Below are 16,354 nucleotides of genomic sequence, written 5' to 3'. Positions count from 1 at the left end.
CCGCGTTCGTCCAACACTAACTTATTTATCACCATGGCTAACAAAGACCAGACCGACACCGAACGCATGGAAAAAATCGTCTCCCTCTGCAAAAGCAAGGGCTTCATTTTCCAATCAGGAGAACTCTACGGAGGGCTCAACGGCTGCTGGGATTACGGTCCGTTAGGCACTGAACTGAAGCGCAATGTGAAAGAGTTCTGGTGGCGCAAGAACGTGCTCGAGCGCGAGGACATCGTCGGTATGGACGGTTCCATTCTCACCCACCAAGCCGTGCTCACAGCCTCCGGCCACGTCGGCGGATTCTCGGACCCTATGGTCGATTGCAAAGTCTGCAACAAACGCTACCGCGCCGACCAACTCGACGAGATTCCCACTTGTGAGAAAAAAGCTCAGCTTCCCAAGGGCGAGGACAAGAGCTGCGAGCTGACCGAGCCGAAGGAGTTCAACCTGATGTTCCAAACCAAGATGGGTGCGTCTGCGGACGAGAACGATCCCAATGCCATCGCCTACCTCCGCCCGGAGACAGCGCAGTCGATTTTCGTGCAATACAAAAACGTCTTGGACTCCACCCGTCTGAAGCTGCCCTTCGGCATCGCCCAGATTGGTAAAGCCTTCCGCAACGAGATCAACCCACGCAACTTCACCTTCCGTTCACGTGAGTTCGAACAAATGGAGGTCGAGTATTTCTGTCGCCCCGAAGACGGCCTCCGCCTCACCGACGAGTGGCTGGAGAAACGCCTCGAGTTCTACTCCGAGATCGGCGTGCCACGCGAGAAGCTGCACGTGCTCGACATCCCCGATGAAGACCGTGCGCATTACTCGGAGAAGACATACGACATCGAATACGACTTCCCCTTCGGCCAGCAAGAGCTCGAAGGTGTCGCCTACCGCGGTGCTTACGACATCGGCAAGCACCAGGAACACTCTGGCAAAAACCTCGAATACTTCGACGCCGAAACCAAGGAGCGCTTCATCCCCCACGTGGTGGAACCGTCCGCCGGTTGCGACCGCACCATCCTCGCGGTCATCTGCGAAGCCTACGATGTGGAGGACCTCACCAAGGAAGGTGGCAAGAAGGACGAGCGCACCGTGATGCGTTTCCAACCCTGCGTTGCTCCGATCAAGGCCGCCATTCTGCCGCTGCTGAAAAACAAACCTGAACTCGTGGCGAAGGCCAAGGAGGTGAAGGCACTGCTTCAGCCGCACATGAACATCTTCTACGATGAAACCGCTGCCATCGGCCGCCGTTACCGTCGTCAAGATGAGGTTGGCACGCCATTCTGCATCGCCATCGATTTCGAAACGCTCGGCGAAGAAGGACCCAACGGTGAGGACTTCACCGATACCGTCACCGTGCGCCACCGCGATAGCATGGAGCAGGAACGGGTCGCCATCAGCGAGCTGCTTCCATGGCTGTTAGCTCGCATCGTTTAAGGCGATGAAACACCAGATCATCGTTGCCGGAAAACCTGCGCTCGCTTACGCGAAAACAGGCACCGCTGAGTATCTCAAACGACTCAAACGTTACGGCAGCTATGATCTGAAACATATCAAAGACGGCAGTAGCGAGGATGTCTCGCAACGCTTGTTAGAAGGCAGTGAAGGCACGCTGCGTATCGTCATGGACGAGCGCGGCGAGAGCCTGAACACGGCGCAGCTGACCAAGAAGATCAACGCCTGGGAAATGCGTGGTGTGAAACGCGCCAGCTACCTGATTGGTGCCTCCGATGGCCACACCGAAGAACTGCGCCAGCAAGCCGACCTCGTCTGGGCCCTCTCCCCGCTGACCTTACAGCATGAGTTGGCCCTCGTTGTTTTGCTCGAGCAGCTCTACCGCATCGCCACCATCCAGCGCGGGGAACCTTACCACCGCTAAGCTATATGCTGGATATTCAGCATTTAAGCTTGCGCTCGGTTTGATTGTGCTGTTTTTCTAGCACTCATGCAATTACCTGTCTATCTTTCCCTGCTCGCCACGCTCGCACTTTTTACATCCTGCAGCAATTCGCTGCTTCCTCATGCACCGGCTCCTGCGATGACTTCTGCCTACAGCCAAGAGTCGGCCGCAAGATCCCGAGTCTTGATTCACACTGGCTCCATCTCACTAGAAGTCGCTGATGTTGAACAATCCACCGCTCAGGTCAAAAGCCTGGTGAAAAAGCAGCAGGGATACATCGAACACACCCGAAGCCAAGGCAAGGAGGCTGGCTCGTCAAGACTTACAGTGAGAGTGCCACAAACTCACTTAACCTCAACCATGGAGGGACTGGCTACCGTTGGAAAAATCACCTCCCGTCAGATCTCGGTGGAGGATGTGACGGACGAGTGGATCGATCTGCAGGCAAAAATCAAGAACCTGCGCTCTCTGCGAGATCGCTTACGCCGGCTGCTCGATCGAACCAATAACGTCAAGGAGGTGCTCGCGGTGGAGAAAGAGCTCAATAGGGTGCAGAGTGAGCTCGACTCTCTGGAGGGGCGCATGAAAGCGATGCAGCGCAATGTCAGCTACAGCAAGATCACCATCAATCTGCGCCAGAAAAGCATCCCCGGTCCCCTTGGCGCAATCACCAAAGGAACTTGGTGGGGAGTGAAAAAACTGTTCGTCATTCGCGACTAACAGCTTTTACACGAAAAAATCGTTTAGCGACTATACCGACTAGCTATTGTCCAGCATGCTGAGTGGTCCACCGCCTTCAGGCCCTGTAGGACGATTCCAAGGCATGTCGGACTCATCGGAAGTTGGCAGAACGGGTTTATTCCGTGCGGACTCGTTGCCAGGAGTGCAGGAGATCATCGGAAGTGTAACGAGGGCAAGGAATGCAAAAAAGATCTTGGTCATGTCCGAACATTACTCTCCTCCAAGACCGAATCAAGTGCTATTTTTCCAGCTTGTATGCTCCCTTGTCGCGCGGTCGGCGCAGGTCACCAGACCAGCCGTTCCGGCACCCAGCGAAAGCCGTCGCCCAGTGGGTTGATCCGGCCGAGACCGGGGAATGGCACGTGGAAGCCAAACACGCGGGTTTTCGCTGCGGCGGCCTGGGTGAATACACGCTTCCGCGTCTGCGCCGCGAGCTCAAGGTTGTTGTCCCAGCCAATTTTCCATGTGGGCTTCTGAAACATCAGCAAGTGGTGGTGCGCGAGATCCACCATGTGCAGCAGTTCATCGTCCCCGGATCTGATGCGGTAAATCGCGTGTCCTGCGGTGTGACCGAAACCATTTTCCACTGTCACCGCACCATCGAACAGTGAGGCCCCCACGGGAGTAAGCTGCTTGATCGGGGTGAGAATTTCCAAGCGCTTCTGCGCCTGCCTCACCATGCCGGGAATCGCCTTGGGGTTGCGCTTGGTTTTGGAAAAATCAGGATTTTTCGAGCGCCAGAAATGGTATTCTTCCGGGGTGACATTGAGTGCCGCGTTCTTGAATGTCGGTTTCCCGTCGGTGACAAAGCCCGCGATATGATCCGAGTGGGCGTGGCTGAGAAAGGTGGCGGTCACCTGATCCGGATGAATGCCAATTTCTTTCAAGCCCGCCGCCAGCCAACCTCTACGCTCACTCGCCGGCGCGCCAAAGCCAGCATCGAAAAGTGCGATCTCCTTGCCTTTGCGGATGACCAGAACGTTGACGTAAAGCGGTAGGTGATCGAGCGGCTCCGAGTGCTGTTTCAGCGCAGTCGCCATCGCGTCCCGCTCGTCCTCAGGATACATCAGCTTCAACCCCTGACCGATTTTCATGAAGCCATCGCTAATTGACCACGCTTCAAGCTCGCCGATCTTAAAGTGATAGATCCATGGATTCTTCGGCGATGTGGCAGCCAGGCTCTGAGCCGGAGCCGCGCAGCATGCCCCCGCAGCCATGGCGGAGAGTGAGAGAAAGTGGCGTCTGGAAAAACCGGGAGAAGGGGCGCGCATCATGGTTGTTGGTAATGGGTCGGTTGATAGTTTTCAATGGCCGAGCACACATCCTCAACGTCATCGGTGCACAGCAGCATCTCACCGTATTGCTTCCCTTCGGCTAACTGGCTGATGCAGTCGAAGAGCATGGTTTCCTCAAGGTAGCGTTTTTTTCCGAGGAAGATCATCGGGCTAATCCAGTCGAAGGTTCCGTAATGGTTCTGGGTGGCGTCCATGAAGATCTCCTGTGTGGTTCCAGCACTTCCGGGAGCGTAAATCACTCCGTAGGTGGCAATGGCTAGGAGGCCGTCTTCGCGAATGCTGTTGGAAAAATACTTGGCAACGTAGCGGGAGAAGAAGTTGGTGGGTTCGTGACCGTAGAACCAGGTGGGCACCGCCAGGCTCGAGCTGCCCACCGGGTGAAGATCGATCACCTCCTGGGCACATTCCATATAACCGGCATCCGTATACACCGGACTGCGACCCAAAATTTGCAAGGCCGTCTCGAGATCGTGATCATCCGCGTTGGCCATCCAGGCACCCAAATTCGCGGCCTCCATCATCCCCGGGCCACCGCCGGAGGCGATGAAATACCCCGCTCGTGTCAGCTGCCGAGTAATGTGAGCCACTTTGCGATAATAGGGGTCGGTGCGAGGTGTTCCATGCCCGCCCATGACGGCCACGACTTTCTTGCGACCATCACGTTCGACCCGACCTTCTAACAAATCGCGCAAAGCATCGTCGATGGCATGATCGTGCAGCCGCTGCGCCATTGCCTCTAACACATCCGGATTGTGACGTCCTTTGGAGTGGAAGTGATCGTAAATTTTCTTATCCACACTGTCGTCATGACCGGGCGTCCAGCCACACATCAGTTCCTCGCGCGAATAAAGTTCGTGGCGATACGGGTGATAGGGCAGGTTGGCAAATTTGGGTAAAATCATCGCGCCCCGCCGGCGCAAGCTTTGCTCATCGACCCCATCGGGAAAATGACAGCCCATGAACACCGCTCCATCGCACTCGAGAGTCTCCCAGTCGAGCTCGGCCTGAGTAAGGTCTAGCCCTTGGATCACGGCGCAGTTCAGCTGACCTTGAAGGCGTTTCAGCGAGGTTAGAGTGTCGATTTCACGGACGGATGAACATTTCATGGAAAGAGCAATGGAGGTTGTTAGATTGCGGAATCCTTGAGAATTCCCACATAGGGCAAATTACGATATCTTCCCTGATAGTCCAAGCCATAACCGACGACAAACTCGTCGCCGATGACAAAGCCGGTGTAATCGGCTTCGCGGATGCGTTCGCGAGGGATGTCTTTGGTCAGCAGGACGCAGGTCTTGATCTCCTTGGCCCCGTGTTCATTCAACTTGTCGATCACCGCGTGGAGGGTGCCACCGGTATCGAGAATATCATCGAGCAGCAGCACATTGCGCCCGTCCACATCGGGCAAAGTTCGATCGAGAAACTCCACCTTACCGCTGGTTTCGGTGCCGCCGTGGTAGCTGGCCACACTGATGCATTCGATTTCCATCGGCACCGGGATCCGGCGCAGCAGATCGGCCATGAACAACAAGGCTCCCTTGAGCAAAGCCACCACAACCAGCGGTTTCCCTTGGAAGTCTTCCAGAATTTTCTCCGCAAGCACATCCAAACGTTTTTGGATCACCGCCTCATCGATGAGCACCTTTTCAATATCTTCATGCATGGCCCATACTTAGCTGGAATTGACGCCAACAACAACCTAAAGTCGGCACTCGCTGGGATGGTCTTTAGAACTAAATGCGGAATAATTTTCCGCCTCAATCTCTCTCATGGACTCCAAGCCGCCAGGCCTAGCCCCATTCGCCATGCTCCCCCACCCCCACATCATCGCCGCCACAGGTATCTCCTCCTGGTTACAGCGGGTGCTCGACTACATCTCGGGACTCGATCCCTTGCTCGCCCCCTTGGTGTTCATCAGTTTTTACATTCTGGCCACAGTCTTATTCATCCCGGGCTCACTAATCACCCTGGCCGCCGGTTTCTTGTTCGGTGTGGGATGGGGCACGCTTTATGTTTCACTGGCGTCCGTCGCAGGGGCCTCGGCAGCCTTTCTGATTGGCCGCTATGTCGCGCGCGATTGGGTGATGAAAAAAATCGAACACCGCCCCAAATTCCGCGCTATCGATGAGGCCGTCGGCGAGGAAGGTAGCAAGATAGTTTTCCTCCTGCGTTTATCGCCTGTGTTCCCCTTCACCCTGCTCAACTATGCCCTGGGGCTGACTCAAATTTCCTTCGGTCGTTATGTGTTGGCCTCATGGATCGGCATGCTCCCGGGCACCCTGCTCTACGTCTACCTCGGCTCTTTGTTCAAGAGCCTGGCCGAGCTGGCGGGTGGAGAACGGGAGAAAACGAACACCGAGTGGGTGTTCTACGGTTTGGGGCTACTCGCCACCTTGATCGTCACGATTTACATCACCAAGATTGCACGCAAAGCGATCAACAACCGCGTCTAAGACAATATGAACAACAGCCCCCTTTTTGAACCCGACACCGCACCCAACCGGGACCTCAAATCCAATGTCGCACCTGACGACTGGACCAATCCTAAACCTGAAGCAGTCTACAACCTGGTCATCATCGGCGCGGGCCCCTGCGGGCTCATTGCTGCAGCCGGTGCTGCGGGCTTGGGTGCCAAAGTCGCCTTGATCGAGCGCCATGCCATGGGGGGCGACTGCTTAAATGTCGGCTGTGTGCCATCAAAAGGACTCATCCGCGCCGCCCGAGCTGCCGCTCATGTCAGGCAATCTGCCAAGTTCGGCATTCTCGCGGCTGAGCCTGAAATCGATTTCACCGCGGCTATTCACCGGATGCGCCAGCTACGGGCTAACATCAGTGATGTCGATAGCGTCCAGCGCTACCAAGAGGAACTCGGAGTGGATGTCTTTCTCGGAGATGCCGCATTTTCCTCAGCAAATACTGTCAAGGTAGGCGGGCAAGAGCTCACTTTTAAAAAAGCCCTGATTGCCACCGGGGCACGCGCTGCTCGCATCCCCATTCCCGGACTGTGGGAAGCCGGAGCGTTCACCAACGAAACTATTTTCTCCATCACCGAACTGCCCAAACGGCTGGCCGTGATCGGCGCCGGACCAATCGGAGTCGAGCTCGCCCAAGCCTTCGCCCGCTTCGGCTCCGAGGTCACCCTGATCCAACATGGCGAACACATTTTGAGCAAGGAGGACCCGGACGCTGCAGAGATCGTGCACCAGTCGCTGGTCCACGACGGCGTGACGATTCACTGTCGCACCGAACTGGAACGCGTCAGCAAAGACGGTGCTGAGCCGACCTTGCAGCTGAAACATTCCGACGGTAATTCGTCCGCGCTGAAAGTGGATGCCATCCTCGTCGCCGCGGGCCGACAGCCGAACATTGAAAGCCTGCAACTCGAAGCCGCCGGAGTTTCCTCCCGCCAACATGGGGTTGAGGTGGACGATCGCTTACGGACCAGCAACCCCAACATCTACGCGGCTGGAGATGTCGCCATGCGCCACCAGTTCACCCACACCGCCGACGCTGCCGCACGAATTGTCATTCAGAATGCCTTATTCCTCGGGCGTAAAAAGCTCAGCGACCTGGTGATTCCCTGGTGCACGTATAGCGAACCGGAAATCGCCCACGTCGGCATGTATCAACACGAAGCCGAGGAGAAAGGATTGGAAACCGACGTCTACCGGCAGGATTTCAACCACGTCGACCGAGCCATCCTCGATGGAGAAACGGATGGGTTTGTCAAAGTCATCACGCGCAAAGGCTCGGCAGAGATTCTCGGTGCCACGATCGTCGCCAATCATGCCGGCGAGCTGATTTCTGAGATCACCTTGGCAATGACCCACGGTCTGGGCTTGGATAAGATTGCTTCCACGATTCACTCCTACCCGACGCAAGCAGAGGCGATCAAAAAAGTCGCCGACAGCTACTCTCGAACCAAGCTCACCCCGATGGTGAGCAAGCTATTCAAAAAATGGCTGGCATGGTCTCGACGGTAAAACCAGTGCGACTTCTCCACGAGAGTATGCGTTGCCGAGTCTAGTCAGGCCCCGCGTCTTAGGCTCGCAGCTCTGCAGTAAAAATTCCGTGTATTCCGTCATCTTCGGGGTTACATAGAGGTATGCCTAGCGACGTTGTATCTCTACTTCAGACCCTGATCCGTATCCCCAGCGTCAATCCGGACTGCTCACCGGATGGTGATGGAGAAGCGGCGACGGCGAACTATGTGCAAGCCTACCTGGAAAATGTCGGTTTCGATGTGCGTCAGGAAGTGGTGCAACCCAATCGCCCCAACCTGATCGCCAGATGCCCAGGCTCGAATGAGCGGCCACGCATCTTACTTGGGCCCCATCTGGATACTGTAAGCGTCGCCGGCATGGACATGGACACCTTTGGCCAGATCACCGACGATGGTCGAGTCCTTGGCCGGGGTGCATCTGATACCAAAGGCCCGATGGCTGCGATGCTGCAAGCATTGAGCAACTGTCGGGGCCTACTCGAACAACTCCCGGTCGCCGTGGACTTCATCGGTTTCATGGGCGAAGAGGCGTCTCAGCACGGCTCTCAACATTTTGCCAAACATCACGCACAGGAATACGAATTTGCCCTCGCCGGAGAACCCACCTCGTTAGATATCGTGCACGTCACCAAGGGATCTCTCTGGGCAACGCTCAACGCCAGCGGCAAGGCGGCCCACGCGTCCCAACCGGAACTCGGGGAAAATGCGATTCTCAAGCTCGCCCATGCACTCGGTGTGTTAGACAAAAAGCTCGTCGCCCAGCTTGCAGAATACACCCACCCGATCCTCGGCCACACCACGCTCAACGTCGGAGTTTTTCACGGAGGCAAGCAACCCAATATCGTGCCAGATTTTGCCTCGGCACAAATTGATATCCGCATGACTCCCTCACTCACCGAGGACTGCGGTGCACTGGCACTTGTGGAAAAAGTGATCGCTGAAGAATCTCTACCCATCAGTGTGAGCCAGCCCCATGAAAACCCACCGATGGAAGTGCCTGTTGACCATCCATGGATCCTGAAAATGCAAGCTGCCAACCCTGACTCCCAGGCTGTGGGGGCACCTTGGTTCTCCGATGCCGCGCATCTGAATGCAGCCGGGCTTCCTTCCATATGTGTCGGCCCCGGATCCATCGACCAAGCTCACACACGTGACGAATTTATTCAAATTTCCGATCTAGAAGCCGGAGTGGAATACTTCGAGCGCTTGATCCGCTCGTTGGCATGACCTCCCAGCTTACACCTCGGCCACCGCTTGTCCCAGCTTTGCCACCACTTTAGCAATGGCGTCATTCACGGCCACCCCTTGGTTCTCGCCCTGCTCGCCAGTAATATGCCGTGGCACATTGTTCTGAGTAATGCCCAACCAGCGATCGAGGTCGGAAGGTTTGAAGCCGGGATAAAGGTCGGCGCGATTGTATTGCATCACCATGACGGTGTTCGCCCAATCGAGCCCCACTTTGGCGGCATTTTGAGTCATGGCCAGCAAGCATTCACGGCTCGCTGAAATAGTATCGGGAGCACAGTTGACCACGTAGATAATCGCATCCACATCGGCCAGCAGGCATTGTTCTGCAGCTTGGTGCATTGGCTGACCTGTCAGCGCAAAAACGCGGACCCGCAGCGAGCTGTCATCAGGTAAAAGGTCTGGCCACGAAAACTCTGTGCGCAGCACTTCGGCACCCGAAAGCGAGGTCGTCCTGACATCGGCCTGCCCATGAGCAGTGGCCACCGCGCTGAGAATCTTCGATTTTCCAGCTCCTACCTGACCGAGAATAGCGACTTTAATCACTACTTCATTTTGCCCTCGAACCTCATGCGCCATCTTACCTAATGCTGTATCGAATATAAAAAAATCCCCCGTGCCCTATCGAAAGGGCGAACACGGGGGATGAAAAAGTTAGGCCAACTTACCGATCTCGCGAGCCACAATGATCAGGGTTTCCTGAACACCTGGAGCATAACCTGCGTCGTGGAGAACAGCCAGGGTGGTCTCTCCTTCGGAAAGGAAATCAACGGCCCCGCCGCCTGAGGTGAGCTTCAGTTCATCGGCATTGCCAAAGCCCATTCCTTGTAGCGCTTGACGGAAATTGGATAGCGCAGATACCTGCTCGCTGTGAATCACGGCAACATTGTGAATGCCCGGCAGTGTGCGAGCACGTTGCAGCATTTCATCCTGAGACAGCATGTGATCAACGCCAAAGATGGCGCGCAGCTCGAGCTGCTGAATTCCAGCGCTGGTGTTGCGCCCAGAGGATGCGGATTGGGCTGGAGCTGGAGCATTTTGAGGGACCTTCTCTTGCACGGCTTCGGCCTTGACGGGCTCTTGAGCTGCGGGGACTGGAGCTGGCTCGGGCGCGGCCTGCGCGGCGGGAGCCTGATCCATCTCCATCGAGGCTGCACGGATCGCCTGAGTAGGAGTCGGCAGAGCTGCAGCTTGCTCGTAATGCATCGCTTGGGTGGCGCGCGCAGGTTCAGGTGATGATTCTGGCTGGTAGCGGGACTGCACGGCTGCAAAATCCTGCTGAGGCTCAAGGCCAGCCTTGGCCGCTGTGTAATCGTGGCTCTCTGGCTGAGAAGCGGCGGCGAAGGGCGATGACTCTTGGGATGATGCCACTGGCGCGGCTTCCATGAACTGTGAGGATGACTGCTCAGGAAAACCATTCATTTGAAATGGTCCACCGTTCGCATCAGGGGCGGAATCCGTGGCGGCTGAGCCGCTGTCAGCCGCAGATCCCAGCGCGGGAGATTCGCCTTCAGCGCGCGGCTGAGGAATCGACGATGCCTGCTCATTGGCCGGTTTTTGAACAACCTGCTGGAAAGGAGATTCGGCAGCCACCGCTGCAAACGGAGAGTTCTGAGCCGCCGGTGTGGTAACGGAAGAAAAAGGGCTCCCGTTCGCACCGTTACGGTCGCCATTGGCTCCATTAGCATTGGCTCCATTAGATGAGCCGTTATGTGAATCTGGAGCGATGCTGAATATTCCTTGTTGGGACATGATGTTAGATAAGTGAAGTTCGTCTGATACGGATGGATGGCAGGGGGTTGCGATCTGTCTCATTACAGACTCCACGCAACGCAGAATGTTCGGATTTTTTAAAAAGTTTAACCCAACAAATCAAAAAACCATGTCCCTCAAAGACTTAGACTCAATGACCTGTGTCACCGATGTCCTAGCTTGAAGAACATGGTTGGAATATACCGAATCCCTGTTGTCCCTTCAATAAAAAATCAGGATAAACTGAATTTAAATTTAAAATTTCAGTAATAAGCGTGATTCTTTCTAACTTTCTCTGAGAGCCGGAGGATCACACGACCCTCCGGCCCCAGCAAAAGCACCTGTTAGCCAGTCGTGAACAGCACCTTGCCGTCCACCACATCCGCCTGGATCACGTCGCCATCTTTGAAACGGCCTTCAAGCACTTCCAAGCTCAGAGGATCGAGCAGATGTTTCTGGATCGCCCGCTTGAGTGGACGTGCGCCATAGACCGGGTCATATCCCTGATTGGCAATGAACAGCTTGGCTTCATCGGTGAGAGCCAGACCAATCCCCTGCTTGGCAAGGCGCTGACGCACCCGCTCTAGCTGCAGACTAACAATCTCGGTGAGCTCCTCGCGCTTGAGCCGATCGAAGATCACGGTTTCGTCAATCCGGTTGAGGAATTCTGGGCGGAAGTGACCGCGCAGAGCCTCGGTGACCTTGGCTTCACGCTGTTCCGCATTTTCCTCATCCATGATGAACTGGCTGCCGATGTTCGAGGTCATGATCAGCACGGTGTTGCGGAAGTCCACGGTGCGGCCTTGGCCATCGGTGATCCGACCATCGTCTAAGACCTGCAGCAGGACGTTGAAAATATCCGGGTGTGCCTTTTCGATCTCATCGAAGAGGACCACAGAATACGGATGGCGCCGGACATGCTCGCTGAGCTGGCCACCTTCTTCGTAACCAACGTAGCCGGGAGGCGCTCCGATCAGACGGGCGACGCTGTGTTTTTCCATGTATTCGGACATATCGATGCGGATCATCGAGTTTTCATCGTCGAACAGGAATTCAGCCAAGGCCTTGGACAGCTCGGTCTTACCGACACCGGTGGGTCCGAGGAAGAGGAAGGAACCGATCGGGCGGTTCTCGTCTTGAAGACCGGCGCGGGCGCGGCGCACGGCATTGGCCACAGCTTCCACGGCGTCGGTCTGACCGATCACCCGCTGGCCGATCCGTTCTTCCATTTTCACCAGCTTCTCGCGCTCACCTTCTTGGAGTCGGCTCACAGGAATACCGGTCCAGGTGGCAATCACGCGGGCGATATCTTCCTCGGTGACTTCCTCTTTCAGGATGCGATCGCCGCCCTGCAGCTGATTGAGCTTTTCCTTGGCTTCCTCGAGTTCTTTTTCGGCGGCCGGAATAGCACCGTAAGTCAATTCGGAAGCGCGGTTGAGGTCACCGATGCGTTGAGCTTGCTCGGCTTCGTTTTTCAGTTCCTCAATACGCTCGGAGGCACCACGCACGACATCGATGACGTCCTTCTCATTGCGCCAGCGGGTCATCAGGGTGGCAGATTCCTCTTTCAGGTTGGCCATTTCCTCACGCACCTTTTCCAGACGCACAGCGGAGGCATCGTCGGTCTCCTTTTCCAGAGCCTGACGTTCCATTTCCAGCTGCATCACCTGGCGCTCGATCTGATCGATCTCGGTGGGCATCGAATCGAGCTCAATTTTCAAGCGCGATGCAGCCTCGTCCATCAGGTCCACTGCCTTGTCGGGAAGAAAGCGGTCGGTGATATAGCGATCCGATAAGTTCGCGGCAGCCACGATGGCGGCATCGGTGATGCGCACGCCGTGGTGCACTTCGTAGCGTTCCTTCAGACCGCGCAAGATAGCCACGGTGCTTTCGACACTGGGCTCATCACAGCGGACCGGCTGGAAACGGCGTTCCAGTGCGGCATCTTTTTCGATGTATTTGCGATACTCGTCCAAGGTGGTGGCACCGATGGTGTGCAGCTCACCTCGAGCCAGCTGCGGCTTGAGTAAATTCGAGGCATCCACGGCACCTTCGCTGGCACCGGCACCCACGATGGTGTGCAACTCATCAATGAAGAGAATGATTTCGCCTTCGGACTCGGTGACCTCCTTCAAGAAAGCCTTCAATCGGTCTTCGAACTCACCGCGGTATTTGGCACCGGCGATCATGCCGCCGAGGTCCATGGCGATGAGGCGTTTGTTCTTCATCGAATCCGGCACGTCACCGCTGACGATGCGGCGTGCGAGACCTTCCACGATGGCCGTTTTACCGGTGCCGGGCTCGCCGATGAGAACCGGGTTGTTTTTCGTCCGGCGTGAGAGCACCTGCATGATGCGGCGGATTTCCTCGTCCCGACCAATGACCGGGTCGATTTTCCCCTCGCGCGCCTTGGCGGTGAGGTCGGTGCCGTATTTCTCCAGAGCCTGGTATTTGCCTTCCGGATCTTGATCGGTCACCTTCTGACTACCGCGAACTTCTTTCAACGCGGCGTCTGCCTTGTTGCGGTCGAAGCCGACCTCTTTGAGCAGTTTGCCCGCGGGAGAATCGGAATCGAGCGCGCCGAGCAGGAAATGCTCCACGCTGAGAAATTCGTCGCCCATTTTCTCGCGCACCGCATCAGCGGCATCGAGGTTGGAGCGCAGGCCGTAGCTCATCTGTGGTTGTGACGCGGCGCCTTGGATGCGGGGTTCCTTTTCCAGCGCAGCGAGCGCTTTTGCCTTCAGCCGGGAGACATCCACGGCGGATTTTTCGAGGATCGGCACAACGATGCCTCCGTCCTGTTGTAACAGGGCGAGTAAAACGTGCACACTTTTCAGCTCGGCATTGGCGGACTTGGAGGCCAGCTGCTGGGCGGTTTGGAGTGCTTCTTGAAATTTGGTGGTTAATTTATCGAGTCCCATGATTGGTGATGGTTATTGAGGTTAATTTGGAATGAATAAGGGTGATATCAACTCGTTTTAAAGGTGATCCCATACCTTGTTTCTACCTTAATAAACGTAAACATAACAGCTATTTGTTCACGTTTTTGTGTATATTTGTTGTTATGTTATAAATATCGACATTTTGGCTCACTTTCATACACATTAGGATCATGATTCGTGCAGCCCTCCATCTCTCCATCTTGGCACTGAGCCTCACCCTAGCGGCCTGCAACAAGGCCGAATCAGCCGCGACCAACCCAAGCCCTCCGGCAGAACAGCACCGTGATTTCAAGGTGGTGCATACCTTTGTGGCGCTCTGTGACAATGCGTCTCAAGGCATTGCCCCGGTGCCGAGCAAGATTGGCAATGGCAACGACCCGGCAAACAACCTCTACTGGGGCTGCTCCGACGGCTCGCGGGCGTATTTTTCCAAAAGCAAGCAGTGGCGCCGACACTCCACCGGCAAGGCCAAGGATCAGCCCGCCATCCTCGAGCGGCTGGTCTTTCAACACAAGCAAAGCAGAACCGTCATGGTCGTAGACGCCTGGCGGGGCTCGGAGATCAAGGAGTGCATGGCGCAGTTCTGCCAGAGCATGGCGGGGCAGCGTTATGAATCGGTTACCATCAAAGACGATCAAGGAGAGCACCGGGTGAACCTGGCCGGCGGCGCCGACCTGCTTGCCTTCATCGGTCACAACGGTCTGATGGAGTTCAGTCTGCCAGCCCTGCCGGCCAATCCCAAGCGTAAGCAGGATGTCAGCGCGGTGGTGCTCTGCTGTAAGAGCGATCGGTTTTTCCAAAAACACACGGAGCCCTCGGGAGTCACCCCCTTGGTCATGACCGCCTCGAACATGTATCCGGGGGCCTTCATTCTTCACGATGTCATCGAAGGCTGGTTGAAACATGAGGACCGCGGCCAGCTGCGATTGCGTGCGGCGAAGGCCTATGCCAAGAACCAAAAGATCAGCACCAAGAGTGCCTTGAACGTCTTTGCTCCCCTACCCTAAGCGGGCTAAGTAGGTCGGAGCTGCTGAAAATAGTTATAACTTCAACCTTGCAAGAACGGGGTTCCATCCTATATCCACCCTCCATGTCCAAGGTCTTGCCGCCCAAGCCACGAAGCTTGACTCAAAAAACCCAGATCACCATCGTGGCCTCGCATTACAACGAGGAATTCACCGATGCGTTGGTGGAAAACACCCACGAGGAACTGCTGGAATTGATCCCCAACGGCCAGATTGAGCTGGTGCGTGTGCCCGGTGCCTTTGAAATCCCAGTGGCCGTGGAAACGGTGCTGCGTCAAAGCAAGCCAGAATGCGTCATCTGCCTGGGCCTGATCATCCGCGGCCAGACCGCACACGGTGACATGGTGGCTGAAAGCGTGACCCAGGCGCTGCAACAAATTTCCGTCAATCACGCCACTCCCGTGGTGCACGAGGTGCTGCTGGTGGGTGACGAAAAACAAGCCTACGCACGCTGCATCGGCAGTAAACTCAACCGTGGTCGTGAGGCCGCCCGCGCAGCCGCTGCCATCGTCGATACTTTCACTCAACTCAAACGTAGCCCATCGCGCGTTTTCCCTAGTAATGCTTAAACGCCGCCACATTCGCGAAGCTGCCGTTCAGCTTCTCTACTTCGCTGACCTGGAGGGTGGACCCGAGGTCTCCGACGCTCAGGACGCCTTCTGGCAGATCATTCAGGAGGGCAGCCTCCGCAAGCTCACCATGGCCAAGGCCAAGGCGGTGCTGCACATTGCCCAAGGACGCGAAAGCCGGATCAAACGGCTCGCCGAGGAATGCCCTCTGGTGCTCGCCCAGCTGAAAGCCGTGGAAGGGACTACTCCCCTCGCCACCGCCTTGCGCAAAATCAACTCGCAGGAAAGCAAACTCAGTAGCGCCATCGATCTGCTGAAAACCGCGACGCGCAGCAAGTCCGGCGAGGATATCGTGGAAACCCGCCTGCAAGAAGTCTTTGTCGCCAGCCGCGCTCTGCCAGCCGTTCGCCTGCACTGGGATTACACCCTGCAGGATTTTCCCGCATGGCGCAATAAACTGGAGGCCATGACGGCCATCATCAATCACCTCGAGCGCATTTCCGATCGTCTGGACGCAATTCATTCGCCCGAATTCCAAACACCCGGCATCCCCGGCTTCGAGCACCTTCGCGCCGGAGAAAAAGAGATTCGCTCGTTCCGCGAGGAAACCGAGAAATTGGTGCAGGGAATTCTCGCTAACAAAGCGGACATCGACGCCACTCTGACATCAATCGTGGAAAACTACGCTCCCGAGCGAGTGGCTCCGGTCGATCGCGCTATCCTCCGTCTGGGGGCCTACGAGATCCTGCACTGTGAGGACATTCCACGCGCTGTGAGTATCAACGAGGCCATTGAGATTGCGAAGAAATTTGGCAGCTCGGATTCGTCTCGCTTCGTCAACGGTGTGTTAGACGCACTGAAAGCTTGATCCGTTTTTCTAACTGAATG

16 protein-coding genes are annotated in these 16,354 nt (G+C 56.1%); 9 read left to right on the top strand and 7 right to left on the bottom strand.

The annotated features are described in order from the left end of the window. Positions 1-33: 33 nt before the first annotated feature. The 3 genes from JO972_RS00530 (at position 34) to JO972_RS00520 (ending at position 2,617) form a co-directional block, all read left to right on the top strand. The gene (locus tag JO972_RS00530; protein ID WP_309488032.1) at positions 34-1,434 is read left to right on the top strand and encodes a glycine--tRNA ligase; all 1,401 of its coding nucleotides are present in this window, start codon (positions 34-36) and stop codon (positions 1,432-1,434) included. A gap of 4 nt (positions 1,435-1,438) precedes the next feature. After that, complete coding sequence (locus tag JO972_RS00525; protein WP_309488031.1) at positions 1,439-1,876, top strand: 23S rRNA (pseudouridine(1915)-N(3))-methyltransferase RlmH; 438 nt, start codon at positions 1,439-1,441, stop codon at positions 1,874-1,876. A gap of 66 nt (positions 1,877-1,942) precedes the next feature. Further along, entirely contained in the window at positions 1,943-2,617 is a 675-nt protein-coding gene (locus tag JO972_RS00520) for a DUF4349 domain-containing protein (RefSeq protein WP_309488030.1), read from the top strand. A 39-nt stretch (positions 2,618-2,656) separates the two neighbouring features. On the opposite strand, the gene JO972_RS00515 is transcribed toward JO972_RS00520, so the two are convergent. From JO972_RS00515 to hpt, 4 genes are all read right to left on the bottom strand, one after another. Beyond that, positions 2,657-2,839 carry a hypothetical protein gene (locus JO972_RS00515; RefSeq protein WP_309488029.1) on the bottom strand — a complete coding sequence of 61 codons (183 nt, stop codon included), beginning with the start codon at positions 2,837-2,839 and terminating at the stop codon, positions 2,657-2,659. A gap of 83 nt (positions 2,840-2,922) precedes the next feature. Further along, the gene (locus JO972_RS00510; RefSeq protein ID WP_309488028.1) at positions 2,923-3,912 is read right to left on the bottom strand and encodes an MBL fold metallo-hydrolase; all 990 of its coding nucleotides are present in this window, start codon (positions 3,910-3,912) and stop codon (positions 2,923-2,925) included. Continuing rightward, positions 3,909-5,039 (bottom strand): LOG family protein, encoded by a 1,131-nt coding sequence (locus tag JO972_RS00505; protein ID WP_309488027.1) that lies wholly within the window; start codon positions 5,037-5,039, stop codon positions 3,909-3,911. Before JO972_RS00505 ends, JO972_RS00510 begins: the two co-directional genes overlap by 4 nt. Before the next feature lie 20 nt (positions 5,040-5,059). Next, complete coding sequence (gene hpt / locus JO972_RS00500) at positions 5,060-5,593, bottom strand: hypoxanthine phosphoribosyltransferase (protein WP_309488026.1); 534 nt, start codon at positions 5,591-5,593, stop codon at positions 5,060-5,062. Positions 5,594-5,735: 142 nt separating this feature from the next. On the opposite strand from hpt, the gene JO972_RS00495 reads away from it, so the two are divergent. The 3 genes from JO972_RS00495 to JO972_RS00485 all read left to right on the top strand — a co-directional run bounded on the left by JO972_RS00495 (position 5,736) and on the right by JO972_RS00485 (position 9,160). Then, a complete protein-coding gene (locus JO972_RS00495) occupies positions 5,736-6,383 on the top strand; it encodes a TVP38/TMEM64 family protein (protein ID WP_309488025.1) in 648 nt (215 codons plus the stop codon). 6 nt (positions 6,384-6,389) lie between these two features. Next, the gene (locus tag JO972_RS00490) at positions 6,390-7,913 is read left to right on the top strand and encodes a mercuric reductase (protein ID WP_309488024.1); all 1,524 of its coding nucleotides are present in this window, start codon (positions 6,390-6,392) and stop codon (positions 7,911-7,913) included. Positions 7,914-8,035: 122 nt separating this feature from the next. After that, positions 8,036-9,160, top strand: coding sequence for a M20 family metallopeptidase (locus tag JO972_RS00485; protein WP_309488023.1), 1,125 nt, complete (start codon positions 8,036-8,038; stop codon positions 9,158-9,160). Between the two features lie 9 nt (positions 9,161-9,169). Here JO972_RS00485 and JO972_RS00480 read toward each other — a convergent pair whose 3' ends face one another. The 3 genes from JO972_RS00480 to clpB form a co-directional block, all read right to left on the bottom strand. Further along, positions 9,170-9,724 carry a Rab family GTPase gene (locus JO972_RS00480; RefSeq protein ID WP_309488022.1) on the bottom strand — a complete coding sequence of 185 codons (555 nt, stop codon included), beginning with the start codon at positions 9,722-9,724 and terminating at the stop codon, positions 9,170-9,172. Positions 9,725-9,832: 108 nt separating this feature from the next. Further along, positions 9,833-10,930: a hypothetical protein gene (locus JO972_RS00475; protein ID WP_309488021.1), complete on the bottom strand. Its 1,098-nt coding sequence runs from the start codon at positions 10,928-10,930 to the stop codon at positions 9,833-9,835. 344 nt (positions 10,931-11,274) lie between these two features. Next, positions 11,275-13,851: an ATP-dependent chaperone ClpB gene (clpB, locus tag JO972_RS00470; RefSeq protein ID WP_309488020.1), complete on the bottom strand. Its 2,577-nt coding sequence runs from the start codon at positions 13,849-13,851 to the stop codon at positions 11,275-11,277. Positions 13,852-14,042: 191 nt separating this feature from the next. On the opposite strand from clpB, the gene JO972_RS00465 reads away from it, so the two are divergent. The 3 genes from JO972_RS00465 (at position 14,043) to nusB (ending at position 16,334) form a co-directional block, all read left to right on the top strand. After that, positions 14,043-14,879 carry a hypothetical protein gene (locus tag JO972_RS00465; RefSeq protein WP_309488019.1) on the top strand — a complete coding sequence of 279 codons (837 nt, stop codon included), beginning with the start codon at positions 14,043-14,045 and terminating at the stop codon, positions 14,877-14,879. Positions 14,880-14,962: 83 nt separating this feature from the next. Beyond that, on the top strand, positions 14,963-15,466 hold the full coding sequence (gene ribH / locus JO972_RS00460) for a 6,7-dimethyl-8-ribityllumazine synthase (RefSeq protein WP_309488018.1): 504 nt from the start codon (positions 14,963-14,965) through the stop codon (positions 15,464-15,466). Continuing rightward, positions 15,459-16,334, top strand: coding sequence for a transcription antitermination factor NusB (gene nusB / locus JO972_RS00455; RefSeq protein WP_309488017.1), 876 nt, complete (start codon positions 15,459-15,461; stop codon positions 16,332-16,334). Before ribH ends, nusB begins: the two co-directional genes overlap by 8 nt. The last annotated feature ends 20 nt before the right edge of the window (positions 16,335-16,354 follow it).

The organism is Oceaniferula flava (assembly GCF_016811075.1).
Taxonomy (GTDB): Bacteria; Verrucomicrobiota; Verrucomicrobiia; order Verrucomicrobiales; family Akkermansiaceae; genus Oceaniferula; species Oceaniferula flava.
This window is presented reverse-complemented; position numbering and strand designations above follow the sequence as displayed.

Excerpts from the sequence above, each read along its gene's own strand:
- JO972_RS00525 (WP_309488031.1), top strand. The coding sequence starts at position 1,439 with ATGAAACACCAGATCATCGTTGCCGGAAAACCTGCGCTCGCTTACGCG.
- JO972_RS00505 (WP_309488027.1), bottom strand. The coding sequence starts at position 5,039 with ATGAAATGTTCATCCGTCCGTGAAATCGACACTCTAACCTCGCTGAAA.
- JO972_RS00495 (WP_309488025.1), top strand. The coding sequence starts at position 5,736 with ATGCTCCCCCACCCCCACATCATCGCCGCCACAGGTATCTCCTCCTGG.
- JO972_RS00485 (WP_309488023.1), top strand. The coding sequence starts at position 8,036 with ATGCCTAGCGACGTTGTATCTCTACTTCAGACCCTGATCCGTATCCCC.
- hpt (WP_309488026.1), bottom strand. The coding sequence starts at position 5,593 with ATGCATGAAGATATTGAAAAGGTGCTCATCGATGAGGCGGTGATCCAA.
- JO972_RS00475 (WP_309488021.1), bottom strand. The coding sequence starts at position 10,930 with ATGTCCCAACAAGGAATATTCAGCATCGCTCCAGATTCACATAACGGC.
- clpB (WP_309488020.1), bottom strand. The coding sequence starts at position 13,851 with ATGGGACTCGATAAATTAACCACCAAATTTCAAGAAGCACTCCAAACC.
- JO972_RS00465 (WP_309488019.1), top strand. The coding sequence starts at position 14,043 with ATGATTCGTGCAGCCCTCCATCTCTCCATCTTGGCACTGAGCCTCACC.
- JO972_RS00530 (WP_309488032.1), top strand. The coding sequence starts at position 34 with ATGGCTAACAAAGACCAGACCGACACCGAACGCATGGAAAAAATCGTC.
- JO972_RS00520 (WP_309488030.1), top strand. The coding sequence starts at position 1,943 with ATGCAATTACCTGTCTATCTTTCCCTGCTCGCCACGCTCGCACTTTTT.
- ribH (WP_309488018.1), top strand. The coding sequence starts at position 14,963 with ATGTCCAAGGTCTTGCCGCCCAAGCCACGAAGCTTGACTCAAAAAACC.
- nusB (WP_309488017.1), top strand. The coding sequence starts at position 15,459 with ATGCTTAAACGCCGCCACATTCGCGAAGCTGCCGTTCAGCTTCTCTAC.
- JO972_RS00490 (WP_309488024.1), top strand. The coding sequence starts at position 6,390 with ATGAACAACAGCCCCCTTTTTGAACCCGACACCGCACCCAACCGGGAC.
- JO972_RS00515 (WP_309488029.1), bottom strand. The coding sequence starts at position 2,839 with ATGACCAAGATCTTTTTTGCATTCCTTGCCCTCGTTACACTTCCGATG.
- JO972_RS00510 (WP_309488028.1), bottom strand. The coding sequence starts at position 3,912 with ATGATGCGCGCCCCTTCTCCCGGTTTTTCCAGACGCCACTTTCTCTCA.